The organism is Desulfurellaceae bacterium, assembly GCA_021296095.1.
Lineage (GTDB): Bacteria > Desulfobacterota > Binatia > Bin18 > Bin18 > JAAXHF01.
The window spans coordinates 620-13008 of sequence record JAGWBB010000097.1 but is presented as its reverse complement, the minus strand read 5'-3'; the positions used below and the strand labels follow the sequence as shown (position 1 = coordinate 13008).

Below are 12389 nucleotides of genomic sequence, written 5' to 3'. Positions count from 1 at the left end.
GTCATGGCGACCGCTCCCTTCCAGGGCTCGATGACCGCGTTTCGGAACATGAAACACGGCGTAAAATTCGGGCTGAACACCAGCCTCATCAACCCCCACGCGTTCAGCACGTTTACGACCGGCTATACCATGCTGCCGACCTATCGCCCGGTCTTGCTCGACCACCGCCTCCGCCCGCTGCCCCACACGTTTTTTGAGCCTGGCCTGTGGCAGCGCTACGCCTGGGGCTTGCTGAGCACGGCCGGGACGGTGTCGGCGGATCTAGCCAAAAGGCGGCTGGCGTTTATCAGCCGGTCATTACGCCGGGGCAAGCTGCTGTACGACCGGCTGCACCAGCCGCTGAGCCGCCCCCCCGAGCGGCCTCTGCGTCTGCTGTACGCCTTTGCCCGCTCGCACGCGACGCTGAGCCGGGCCGTGTTGCTGGAGCGCGATATGCACGCCCCGGCCCGGGTGATCTTCGAGCGCCGCGAGTTTGAAACCTCTCTGCCCGGCCAGCGCTACGGGGCTTTGTGCAGCGACGGGGATCGGACGCTGACGACCGAATCCGCCCAACTGCCCCCGGCCTTCAAACAGGCGCTGCGGGTGGAGGAGCACGCCAGTCAGGCCATCCACTCGCAGATCTTCAATGACCGGCAGATACGGGACAAGATTCGGGCGTTTTTGCGCGCTGAGCGTTAGTGCGAAGGTGTTATGGAATAAAAACTCGTCCAGTGCCCAGGTAATTATCAAGCTCCAGAATAATGTCGAGCACGCGCATTGCACATCGCTCCCGATATACCTGTTCAACCATACGGTTGGCACGGCTCAGAGTAATGACGGGGAGTGAGTCCCCCCGGTTCTCGTTACGGATGGTCTGCTCTAAAGAGTCCGGTCCGATCATGTTGCGGTTATCCGTCAGCAAAAGCATCCGGTTCTCTTGGGCGAATCGCCAGACGGTACGGTCGCTACTGTCATAGGACAATCCGACCTCGGCAAAACGCGCGAATCGCAACGGCACTAACTCCAGCCAGCCGGCCGCTCCCAGAGTTCCCCACAGCAGGAGTGCTTGACCTTCGATGTTGTGATCAGCGAGCAGCGTGATTACGCTCGCTCGACTTTGTCTTTCCACGCTTGCAACTTCGCCTGGAGAGCCGCTTGGTCTGGCGTCAGTGGTGCTGAAGGACGCCGAGCAAGGCGACCCCGGTTCCGCTCGTCCCAGTAACGCCGGGTTTCCTCAGCCTGCCGCACGACCTGACGATATTCTCGTTCGACCTCATCGTGGTGGGCCGCGATATAGGAAAGAACCTCTTCCATTTGGGTATCGGTCAAGCTGAACCAGGCCTGGATCAATTTCGGCGGCCACTCAGCGTGCAGGTAATCCAGGAGAGCGTAGAGTGTAAAAGCCCCGGCTCGTGCGAACCACGGTCGGGCGTGTCTGTGGCGTGTCAGTCATCTGGTCCTCAGCATACCAGGAGTCAGCTGTTTCTTGTACCCTTTCCGCGCGGTATGTTCCTACCGTGATCCAGTCGGTGTGACCCGCCAGCGCCTGATCTCATCGCCGGCCTTGGAGGCTGTCGGCTTACGCTGCGCTGGGCTATTCATCCATGCCTTGACGTTTCAAGAAAGCGGGGAGGAATATTTTGAGGAACGCGAAGTTGCCGCCATTCAGAACGCCATTGAAGGTCTCGACTAACAGACTCGGCAGCTTGTGGCGAACACGTGAGATAGATTGACACGAGCTTGCAGTGAAGAGCCCTCGCCATTGCTGCCGAGCATCACGCTGGCAGTCTCGAACAGGGCTATCGCCCGTGTGTCCTGGAGGAAGAACACCATGAAACTGGTGGAGATGGGAAAAAACAACTGGGGTTTCGAGGAGGATTCGACCTTCACTCTTGAGATCCTGGAAAAGTTCGATCAAGCCTTGGATATGTGGGAGAAGGGGCACGATGAAGTCGCGGAAAAGATGCTCCGGTCCATCGTAGCGGAATGCCCGCATCACATAGACGCAATCCATCATCTCTCGCTGCTCTACCGCGAGCAGGGAAGGGAGACGGAAGCGTACATGTTAATCTTCGAAGAAGCCGGCTGAACGGGGCGAACCCGAGGGGAGCGCACTTGCAAGGGGCGGACCTGAGCGAGACGTTGCTGCGAGGCACAGCTGCAAGGGGCTAATTTGAGAAGGGCACGGCTCCAGTGTTCTTTTCTGACCGGGGCACAACTGCAAGGAGCTGATTTGAGAGGGGTACAACTGCAAGGAGTCAATAATACCATCAGACAACAAGAGCTTCTTCCATCACGACGTGAAAAGCGCATGATTACAAGGGCCATGAGAGCGCAGACTGGAAAGACAACCCACCTAACCGGAGTGACCTTTGCAGGCGGGCTGAGGCAGGAAGACCTCAATTTTCTCAATGATTGCTGTTTGTCCGATAAAAAGGTGGAAGAGTTGCGAGAGAAGCTGAAGCCGCACCTTGGCAAGCCGGTGAGCCATGAATTGCCAGAAAACAGCGGCGCCTGTACCGGAGCCTACACCAAAGAAGAAGCCGAAAAGTGGATTGCCGAATACAATAAAGCCATGTCAGAGGTTCCTGAGGAGAGCGAGAACTGATGCCGACCCTTCACTGGCTCACCCGAGACGAAGACCTCCGTACCGCCTCCCACGTGCCGTATCGGCTGCTGGAAGAAGCGCCCGACCTGTCGGCGGGAGAGCCGGACTCGGGAGGAGATTGAGCGAACCTCTGGGCGTTTCAGTGGTCCGCCGACGGTGTATGGTGAACAATCGCGGCTGGCTTCTACGACTTTGGAGCGGGCTGGTATCACCTTCAAGCAGATGCGGTATGAGGTGAAGGCAAGAACCTGATTGGTTGACGAGCGTCAGGACAATTTGTACCTGATTACCAGATCATGACGCCACAGGAGGGCAGAGGAATGCAGCAGACCTTTCGAGTGAAAGCCGTGTGGGACGCTGAGGCAGAAGTGTTCTACTCCCAAAGCGATATTGAGGGCTTGCACATCGAGGCGGCCACCCTGGACGAGTTTGAAGCGATTATGTTGGACGTAGCGCCCGAACTCATCATGGTCAACCATCGCAGCACCTCTGAGCTTGCCGAGCATTCGCTCAAGGAACTGATACCGGCCATTGTGTGGCAGCGCCCGGAAACCGGGAAAACGGTAGCATAATTTGGTGGACAATCTCTACAGAACAGTCACCAAAGAAATCTCAACACTTGGGTTTGAGTATTGGAAAAGCGCAAAAGGCTCACATGAAAAGTGGAAAAGTCTGACAACCGGCAAGATCTTGCTGGTCCCGCATAACTTGAAGAGCCGCCATACGGCAAACGCTATTCTGCGAGAAGCGGGAAGCACGAAGAAAGTATGAAGTCTCCTGAGGCGAGGGCCTGAACTGTGCAACTCAAGCAATATCAGGCCGACGCGCTGGTTGTGCTGCGTCGCTTCTTTGAAGAAGCCCGCATGGTCGGGCCGAAGAACGCCTATGAGACCATCACCACAGAACCCGACTATGCGAACCGGCTCGGACGCTACGGCGGACGGTATAGCGCGCCGCTTACAGACCTGCCGAACATGCCGTATGTCTGCCTGCGCCTGCCGACCGGCGGCGGCAAGACCATCCTGGGCGCGCACGCCGTTGCCGTGGCACGCGATGCCTGGGTAGAGAAAGACTATCCGTTGGTCCTGTGGCTGGTGCCGACGAATACGATCCGCTTGCAAACAGTCGGAGCCTTCGGAGTGGATACCGCGGAGAAGCGGGCTGTCTGTGAACTTTGGCAACGCAAAAGCAGCAGCTGATGGAACGGATTGGAGCCGCTTAAGGCTTATCCCCGGCCTGGAGCACGGCGGCCAGCCGTTTGCGTGAGACCGTTTTCTCAAAACGTCGCCACACCTTGCCGAACCGCTGGTGCTCGGCTGCGGCGTGTTGATCCTGACTGGAAATCAGCTGCCCGAGGGCCAGCAATAAGCGCCGGTCGGTCTTGCGCAGCGGCACGGCCTGGGCATAGTCGCGCAGGCGCTCAGAGGCGACACACGCGTCCTGGTGGTTGCCCAGCACGTCCTGGAGCTGCTTGATCGCGTCAATGGGTTTCTTCAGCGGGTCCCCGAAGGCTTTGTACACCTCGCGCAGAAACTCCAGCAGATAGCGCAGGCGCTTGCCCCGAATGCGTAAGGCGTGCAGCAATTCGGCCGGAGAGTGGGCCTCGATAGCCCGGCCGCGTTTGAGCAGCTGTCTGAGGTTGCGGTCCACGGCCGGGGCAGCCGCGTCGCAGATACGTATCGCGCCAAATTGACGCAGCGCCACAGCCGAGGGGCCACGCTGCACAAAGCGCTCGAAGCGTTCCATCAGCCGGATATAGCGCCGACTGCTGAAGGTCCTGATCAGCCGCCGCCGGCTGTGCTGCCACTCCTCGGCCAGGTGGCGTTCGTACAAGGCCAGGTGGGCGGCATCGTCGGCCGGAATAGCCTCCATATAGTGCGTGAGGTTTTCGCGGTACACATCGAGGTCGCGGACCTCGCCCAGCACCCGCGCGGCCCAGCGAAACTCGGCATTCAGACCGGCGACCGCGCGCGCCGGCAACACCTCTCGAAAGACGCGCAGGGCGGCCCGGATATGCCGCATGGCCACCCGCATCTGGTGGACGCCCTCGGGCTCCAGACCCTCCCAGGCGCGGGGCTGCTGGAGTCTCAATATCCGGGCTTGCTGCGCCAGATGATAATACGCCAGCTGAATCAAGGGGTCTGTCGGGCCCAAGGGATGTTGCGGTGTGGTCGTGTCGGTCGGGGCGGAGAGCCCGGTGGTTTGCAGGCCGCGCTGAAACTTGTTCAGCCGGGCGGGCAGGATATCGACCTTTTTGGGCAGCAGGCCGGCCAGCTGCACCAGCGGTTCCTGGGAGCCGCGTTTGAGTTCGAGTTCGATTTCGCCGAAGTTCAGCACGCCCGGCGCCAGCTTGGCGTGTGTGTCGCCGCTGATCTGGACCTGGTCGATGGCGAGTTCAATCACCGTGGTCGGCGGGTCGTCCGGGCCGGACAGCATATACACGCTGCGCTGGTTGCGGACCACGAACAGCTCGCGGACTTTCCTGGTGCCGAGCAGGCCGGCCAGGCGGCCCTGGACCGGACCCGAGGGCAGCGCCGACAGCCGGCTGTGGGAGACGAGCAGCCGCTGTTCGATCTCTTCGCGGACCTGAATAGCGCTGTCGCGCAAACCCAGCCCCTTGAGGGCCAGGGTCTGCGTACCGTTGCTGTCGCGCAGACGATAGCCCCAGCCGGCCCGAAAGATCGTCCAGTCGGGGGTGTCGAAATAGCGGTCAACAATGGTCTGGTTGGCGTGCGGTTCAACCCCGTAGCCCAGCTCCCGCAGCACGGCCAGCAGCTGACCGATGTGCTGTGGGTCCTGAACGAGAAATTTGGCTTCGATTTCCGGCATCGGAGTTCTCTTCCGCCTAAAACGTTACAGAAATCACGCTCGCGTGTCGAGAATATCGCGCATCCTTCGACTTCAGGCGCGTTGCGCCTTACGCCCTTCGGCTTTGCTCAGGACAGGCTCAGGACAAACGGAGGGGAGGCCGTTGGTCCTGAGCGTAGCGTCAGCGAAGTCGAAGGACCGCTCACCCGTCATGCCGCGCCCGTTCCTGGGAGGGAATCGGGATGTTCTTTCCCTTCTTGGGCGTAGCGTACCAGCGCCGCGTAGCGATACACGGCGTGGACGAACTTGCCGTACGGAAAGGTGATGAACAGTCCGGCCACAAAGCCCAGATGGATGACCAGCAGGCTGCCCATGGCTGCGGTCTCCCGCGCGGCCAGCAGGACCAGACCGCTCAGACTGGTCAGAAACAGCAGGACCAGGAAGCCGACATCCATGCCCCAGACGCTCTCTGCGGCCGGCAGCGGGTCGCTGCGCCACTTAAGCCACAGCAACCCGGCGGGGCCGACCAAAAGCCCCAGCCCGCCGACCGTGCCCAGCACGACCGGCAGGCTGGTGTACGGGTAGGGCGCTTCCCACGCAAAAACGTGGTGATAGACGGCGGCCGTGCTGGTCGCCAAAAGATCGAGCCCAAACCCGTAAAAGGTGAGGTGATGCAACCATTTTCTGTGCTGCGAGAAACCTGCGTCGGGGTAGTTGCAGCCGTGACCGCCGCCGCCCAGATAGGTCAGCCGCAAGGCGTCCCAGCCGCCCCGGGCCAGGGCCGGGAGGTCGGCCAGCTCGCGCCACCGGCCGCCGATGGCACGCCAGAACCGCGCCAGACCGATGCCCAGGGCCAGCACAATCAGGCCGCTCAGGACCAGGGCCGGCACCACCATCAGCCGGTAGGGAATCACCTCGTAAAAAGCGCCCGGGCCGGTGTGGGACGAGAAGACGACCGAAGCGTCCTGCCAGCCCAGCACCAGCGCCACGATGAGGCCGAGGCTGGCCAAGCTGATCAGGCCGAGCGCCAGTCCGTTGCGTCGAAACAGCCCGGCCAGGACGTGCGGCCAGGCAAAGTCCCGATAGCTGTCCAGCCGCAGGGCCGACAGGGTCTGGGGGACATTGACCCCGAACTCGTGCGGCGGCGCGTACTGGCAGGCGTAGTAGCAGCCCCGGCAGTTGTGACACAGATTGGCCAGGTAGACCGTATCCTCGGCGTCAAACTTGGTGCGCAGCTCCATGGCCGGAAACACCGCGCAATACCCCTCGCAATACCGGCACGCATTGCAGATCGTCATCAGCCGCTGGGCTTCGCTCAGGAGTTCAGCTGAGGGCATGGCGGGCCGCCTCCCGTCCGGCAATCCGACCAAAAACCGTCCCGATGGTCATGCCAAAACCGGCCATATAGCCCTGGCCGAGAATATTGCCGGCCATGATCTCGCCGGCCGCATACATAGTGGGGGTCGGTTTCCCGTCGTGCATGACAATCTGGGCGCGTTCGTTCACGCCGACGCCCAGATAGGTAAAGGTAATGCCCGGCCGGAGCGGATAGGCCAGGAACGGCGGGGTGTCGAGCGGTACAGCCCAGTGGCTCTTGGGCGGGTCGAGGCCGTGGGTCGCGCATCCGTCCAACTCTGCGGGGTCGAAGCGACCGGGCCGGATGGCGGCGTTGAAGGCGGCCAGAGTCTGTTCAAGTACGGCTGAGTCCAATTCGAGTTTGCCGGCCAGTTCGGCGACGGAGGCGGCTTCAATGGGCGGGAACACGGATGGCATGAATTTCCCCAGCGCCTTGGCGTCAATAATCGCATAGGCGATCTGGTCCGGCTGTTGAGCCACAATCCTGCCCCAGATGGCGTAGCGCTTAGGCCAGAAGTCCTCGCCCTCGTCGTAGAAGCGCTTGGCTTGCTTATTGACCACAATGCCGAACGGCACGCAGTCCAGACGGGTAACGATGCCGCCGTCAAACTTGGGTGCCCGGGCGTCAATCGCCACGGCGTGACACTGGCGCGGGTCGCCCACCGGCTGAGCCCCGTTGTCGAGCAGGACCCGCAGCAGGGTGCCGGTGTTATACGGGGTGCCACGGATGAGGAAGTTGTCGGCCGCCGCACCCCAATATTCTTTGAGCCAGGCGATGTTGGCCTGGAAGCCGCCGGCGGCAACCACGACCGTCCGCGCGTGGACCTGCCGGGCCGCGTCACCCGAGCCGACCAGCGCACCGCAGCAGCGGCCGTCGCGCATGATCAGATCGGTCACTTCGGCCCGGTAGACAATCCGCACCCCGAGCTGTTGGGCGGTGTGATAATAGGCGTTCAGCAGAGCCTTGCCTCCGCCCAGGAAAAAGGCGTTCGTGCGCGACAGGTTCAGCGTGCCGCGCAGGGGAGCCTGAAAGCGGCCGCCGTGAGCCTCCATCCAGACACCGATGTCGGTGGACTCGCGCAGGGTCAGGCGGGCGAGGTGTTCGTCGGTCTTGCCGGCGGTGACCCGCAGCAGATCGTCCCAGAACTCGTCCTCGTCGTAGGGCCCGGTCAGGAAGGCGTTGGCCCGCGCGTGCACATAGCGCAGGTTACGCGTGTGGCGGCTATCGCCGCCCCGAAACGCCTCGGGCGCACACTCCAGCAGCAGGACGCTGGCCTTGCTGCTGGCCGCAGTCATGGCCGCGCACAGGGCTGCATTTCCCCCGCCGATGACCAGCACGTCAAAGGTCTGGGACAGATCCGGTTCGACTTCCATGCAGGCCGAAATTATGCGGCTTGGGGCGTTCCTGCAAGAGCCGGGGGATGGGGGGAGGTAGGGGCGGGTTTCAAACCCACCCCTACTCACCTCTTCTTGGAGATGGTCATCAGTGTTCACTCTGGTATAGTCTGCCCAGGACAGCCAAGGGAGGTATCGCCACTGTGCCGCCGCACCACAGCGCCCCGTCCGCCTTTCGCACGGTCGGAGAGCGCAGCCAGGACCTGGACCAGATTGATCTCAACGCCGAGTTCCGACACACCCTCGACCTGATCGAGCACGACTGCCCGTGCCTGTTCCTGACCGGCAAGGCCGGCACCGGAAAATCGACCCTGCTGCACTACCTGCGCGAGACGACCGACCGGGCCACGGCCGTTCTGGCGCCGACCGGCGTGGCTGCCCTCAACGTCGGGGGCCAGACCATCCATTCCTTTTTTCGCTTTCCGCCGACCCTGATCGACCCGGCTGCGCTGCGCAGACGCCGGAGCGCCAAGCTGTTTCAGAAACTGGAAACCCTGATCATCGACGAGGTGTCCATGGTCCGGGCCGACGTGATGGCCGGGATTGATACGGCCCTGCGTCTCCACCGCGACAATGTCCAGACGCCGTTTGGCGGGGTCCAGGTCATCCTGTGCGGCGATCTGTTCCAGCTGCCGCCGATTGTCCGCGAGCGAGACATGCAGACCTTTTTTGACCAGCAGTACGGTGGACCGTACTTTTTCTGCGCCCAGGTTTTTGAGGAGCTTCAGCCCTGCTCGGTCGAGCTGACGACGATCTACCGCCAGCACGATGAGGAGTTCATCTATGTGCTGAATAAAATTCGTGAGAACGATGTAGACGCCGAGCTGTTGGCCGTGTTGAACGCCAGGGTACGACGGGGCGGCGAGCCGTCCCAGGACTCGTCCTTCATTACCCTGACCGCCACAAACCAGGCTGCGCTGCGCAAGAACCAGGCCTGTTTGGAGCGCCTGGCCGAGCCCGCCCACACCTACCCGGCCGAGGTCAGCGGCCAGTTTGAGGAATCCATCTTTCCGACCGAAGAGTTACTGGAGCTGAAACCCGGAGCCCAGGTCATGCTGATCAGAAACGATCCCTACAAACGCTGGGTCAACGGCAGCATCGGGCGGATCAGCAGCCTGACCGCCACCCAGGTCCGGGTCGAGATTGGTGGGACGGTGTACGAACTGGAACCCGAGACCTGGCACAACATCCGCTACCGCTACAACCAGGAAACGAACCGCATTGAGGAAGAGGAAGTCGGCAGCTTTACCCAGTATCCGCTCCGCCTGGCCTGGGCGATTACCATTCACAAGAGCCAGGGCCAGACCTTCGACAAGGTCATAATCGATCTGGGCCGTGGCGCGTTTGCCCACGGGCAGACCTATGTGGCACTCAGCCGCTGCACGTCCCTGGACGGTCTGGTCTTCAGCCGCCCGGTGACGCCCAGGGACATGGTGTTCGACGAGCGGGTGTACGATTGGCAGCGGGTCTTTCCTGCGGCTCCCAGACCGGACTAGAACCCCGGCGGTGTCCGCTACAGACACGCCACACACTGAGCAAAGGAGGCCAGATATGACCACCAACCGATACGCACGCGGAACCCCAGGCAGCCTCAGGCTGGCAGCTTTCGCGCTGCCTGCCCCCCAGCGGGCTGTACGGCGCAAACGGCATGCAGTTCGGTCCCGACGGACGGCTGTACGTCACCCAGGCGTTTGGCAGCCAGCTGACCGCGCTCGATATTGAGACCGGCGCGCCCGAGCTGATCTCACCCCTGGGTGGGGCGATTGTTGCGCCCGACGACGTGGCTTTTGACTCGCACGGCACGATGTATGTCACCGAGGTCATGAGCGCCCGGGTGTGTCAGCGTACCCCGGCCGGCGAGGTCAGCATCCTGGCCGACAAGCTGCCGGCGGTCAACGGCATCACCTGCCACCAGGATCGCCTGTTTGCCGATGAGTTCCGCGGCCACGGGCGTATCCTTGAGCTGTACCCGTATGACGAGCGTCCGCCGCGGGTGATTGTGGACGATCAGCGCGGCCCGAACGCCCTGGCGGTCGGCCCCGACGGCAAGCTGTACTATCCGCTGGTGCCGCTTGGCGAGGTGTGGCGGACGGATGTTGAAACGGGTGACACGGAGAAAGTCGCCGAGGGCCTCAAGGGCCCGCCGGCGGTGAAATTCAACTCCAGGGGAGAACTCATCGTTCCCCAGGCCGGCAGCGGCGAGGTGGTCCGCATCGACCTCCAGACCGGGGCGAAAACCGTCCTGGCCACGGTCCGGCCCGGTATCGACAATATCGCCATCCATTCGGACGACCGGCTGTTTGTGTCGCATTTTGTGGACGGCGGGGTGTCTGAGGTGGCGACCGACGGCAGCAATGCCGAGCGGGTTGTGGTGCCGGGCGGCCTGGTCGGTCCGTGGGGGTTGGCGTGCGCCGAGAACGGCGGCCTGTATATTGCCGATGGGCTGAGCCTGGCCACGCTCTCGCCGGACGGCCAGGTGGGTCGGCTGGGCGGTCTGCTCGACAACAGTTTTCCCGGTTTTGTCAGAGGCATGGCGGCCGGTGCCCCGGGCGAGCTGCTGCTGACCACCATGACCGGCGACGTGGTCCGTTACAATCCCGAGGCTCTGTCTTTCAGCTACGCGATCCGTAAACTCGACCAGCCCTATGGGTTGGCCCGTGAGGCAGGCGGCAGCATCGTGGTGGCCGAGGCTGGCACCGGCTCGGTGCTGCGGGTCGCTGCCGACGGGCAGTCTTCGCCCCTTGCCAGCGGCCTGTCACAGCCGTGCAGTGTGGTGGTGGCCGAAGACGGCAGCCTGTTGGTGAGCGAGGTCGGCCTTGGGCGGGTGAGCCGGATCGATGCGAGCGGCAACACGTCTGCGGTCGCCGACGGCCTGCAGCAACCGCTGGCCATGGCCGTGCGGCGCGGCGCGGCGCTGATCCTCGACCACGGCAGCAAAACCCTGGAGAGCGTCGATCTGACGACCCGCCAGCGCCAGACCCTGGCCAGCCAGCTGCCGGTCGGCAACCCGCCCGGGCTGTCGCGCGGTCCCATGGCCTTTGGCGGCAGTCTGGCCGTGGACTCGGCCGGGACGATCTACATCCCTGGCGACGCAGAGGGCAGCGTCCTGATGCTGCGTGAGGAGTCCTGACGTACTCAGCGCTGACCCAATAATGATACCGGGCCTGGAGGAAATCGATACGTTCCGCGCTCACCCGATATACGAGCCGATGCTCTTGGCTCAGTCGGCGAGACCAGGCCCCTGAGCCCAGATATTTCAGAGGCTCTGGTTTCCCGATACCGGAGAATGGGTCGCGTAAAACGGCTTCGATAAGAGTGAACGCGCGGAGCGCTGTCTTTCGATCAGTTTCTACCCAGTGACGGAGATCCTGCCTGAACTCTGGATGAAAGACGGCCGCCCGCTTTTTCTCAGCCAAGGCCCAGCTCTTGTCGGAGGTCTTGGACCGATTGGGGTTGAACCGTTCCTGCTACGGCTCGTTTGAGAGCGGTGATGAGACGTTGGGCGTTTTTGGGTGAACGAAGCAGATAGGCGGTTTCGAGCAAACCTGTGAGTTCGGATGCCGCGATCAGAGCAACTGGCTCAGAGCCCCGACGGGTAATGATTGCGACTTCCTGATTGTCCAGCACTTGATCGCACAGCTTGGCCAAATTTGCCCGCGCCTGACTGTAAGTCGTCTGAATTGCCATACCGTCTTCCTCTCTCCGTATCATTCCTGAGCATCCGGGGTGACTTTGATAGCGATGGTCTTGCCCGACTCCACACGGCTGACCCGTGGCCGCGCAAAGCCAAACCAGGCCAGCCAGTATTTGTTGTTATAGGCTTCACCCATACGTTCGACGATGGCCGCGTCCGTAAAAATCTCGGCCTTGCCGGTCAAGGTTGGACCGTCTTGCCCCCCGACGGCGATCCGCACGGTGTCGCGCCCGTCCAGAACGCGCCTGGCTTTATACGAGCTTGGCGAGGCGGTGAGATAGATCACCTCATCGGCGTACCAGAACCAGACCGGCGCCGCGCTGCTCCACTCGCCACTCTTGCGTTGGGTAGAAACATAGATCTCCTTGGCCGTCTGGAGCTGAGCAATCGTGTCGCTGTCCAGGGCCGCTGCCATCTGGACCATGCCTGGAATAAGCCCGGCCAGGCAGAGCATGAGTAGGATAAGGAACGTGGAAAGCATAGGCATCACCTCCTCTTATCGAGGGCTGGTACGCAGAGACTGTACGCTGCCCAGGACTCTCAAACAAG

At 62.2% G+C, this 12389-nt stretch carries 12 protein-coding genes and 1 pseudogene; 6 read left to right on the top strand and 7 right to left on the bottom strand.

The window, feature by feature from the left end; genetic code table 11:
- On the top strand, positions 1-678 hold a 678-nt coding region (locus tag J4F42_18615), incomplete at its 5' end, for a hypothetical protein (GenBank protein ID MCE2487532.1).
- 10 nt (positions 679-688) lie between these two features.
- Here J4F42_18615 and J4F42_18610 read toward each other — a convergent pair.
- A complete protein-coding gene (locus J4F42_18610; protein ID MCE2487531.1) occupies positions 689-1108 on the bottom strand; it encodes a hypothetical protein in 420 nt (139 codons plus the stop codon).
- Between the two features lie 857 nt (positions 1109-1965).
- Here J4F42_18610 and J4F42_18605 point away from each other — a divergent pair.
- The 4 genes and pseudogenes from J4F42_18605 (at position 1966) to J4F42_18590 (ending at position 3786) form a co-directional block, all read left to right on the top strand.
- Positions 1966-2151, top strand: coding sequence for a pentapeptide repeat-containing protein (locus J4F42_18605; GenBank protein ID MCE2487530.1), 186 nt, complete (start codon positions 1966-1968; stop codon positions 2149-2151).
- Positions 2132-2587 (top strand): annotated as a pseudogene (locus J4F42_18600) (pentapeptide repeat-containing protein). Before J4F42_18605 ends, J4F42_18600 begins: the two are co-directional and overlap by 20 nt.
- Positions 2588-2907: 320 nt before the next feature.
- The gene (locus J4F42_18595) at positions 2908-3159 is read left to right on the top strand and encodes a DUF1902 domain-containing protein (protein MCE2487529.1); all 252 of its coding nucleotides are present in this window, start codon (positions 2908-2910) and stop codon (positions 3157-3159) included.
- Positions 3160-3384: 225 nt separating this feature from the next.
- Positions 3385-3786: a DEAD/DEAH box helicase family protein gene (locus J4F42_18590; protein ID MCE2487528.1), complete on the top strand. Its 402-nt coding sequence runs from the start codon at positions 3385-3387 to the stop codon at positions 3784-3786.
- A gap of 19 nt (positions 3787-3805) precedes the next feature.
- On the opposite strand, the gene J4F42_18585 is transcribed toward J4F42_18590, so the two are convergent.
- From J4F42_18585 to tcuA, 3 genes are all read right to left on the bottom strand, one after another.
- Positions 3806-5416, bottom strand: a complete 1611-nt coding sequence (locus J4F42_18585) for a CHAD domain-containing protein (protein ID MCE2487527.1) — start codon at positions 5414-5416, stop codon at positions 3806-3808.
- A gap of 188 nt (positions 5417-5604) precedes the next feature.
- Positions 5605-6732 carry a tricarballylate utilization 4Fe-4S protein TcuB gene (tcuB, locus tag J4F42_18580; GenBank protein ID MCE2487526.1) on the bottom strand — a complete coding sequence of 376 codons (1128 nt, stop codon included), beginning with the start codon at positions 6730-6732 and terminating at the stop codon, positions 5605-5607.
- Positions 6719-8125 carry an FAD-dependent tricarballylate dehydrogenase TcuA gene (gene tcuA, locus J4F42_18575; GenBank protein MCE2487525.1) on the bottom strand — a complete coding sequence of 469 codons (1407 nt, stop codon included), beginning with the start codon at positions 8123-8125 and terminating at the stop codon, positions 6719-6721. Before tcuA ends, tcuB begins: the two co-directional genes overlap by 14 nt.
- 164 nt (positions 8126-8289) lie before the next feature.
- Here tcuA and J4F42_18570 point away from each other — a divergent pair, with 164 nt between their 5' ends.
- Positions 8290-9642: an AAA family ATPase gene (locus tag J4F42_18570; protein ID MCE2487524.1), complete on the top strand. Its 1353-nt coding sequence runs from the start codon at positions 8290-8292 to the stop codon at positions 9640-9642.
- A 1116-nt stretch (positions 9643-10758) separates the two neighbouring features.
- Here J4F42_18570 and J4F42_18565 read toward each other — a convergent pair.
- From J4F42_18565 to J4F42_18555, 3 genes are read right to left on the bottom strand one after another with little or no spacing between them, the layout of a single operon-like run.
- Positions 10759-11562: a Txe/YoeB family addiction module toxin gene (locus tag J4F42_18565; protein ID MCE2487523.1), complete on the bottom strand. Its 804-nt coding sequence runs from the start codon at positions 11560-11562 to the stop codon at positions 10759-10761.
- Entirely contained in the window at positions 11555-11833 is a 279-nt protein-coding gene (locus tag J4F42_18560; protein MCE2487522.1) for a type II toxin-antitoxin system Phd/YefM family antitoxin, read from the bottom strand. Before J4F42_18560 ends, J4F42_18565 begins: the two co-directional genes overlap by 8 nt.
- 20 nt (positions 11834-11853) lie before the next feature.
- Complete coding sequence (locus tag J4F42_18555; protein ID MCE2487521.1) at positions 11854-12321, bottom strand: hypothetical protein; 468 nt, start codon at positions 12319-12321, stop codon at positions 11854-11856.
- Positions 12322-12389: the final 68 nt, after the last annotated feature.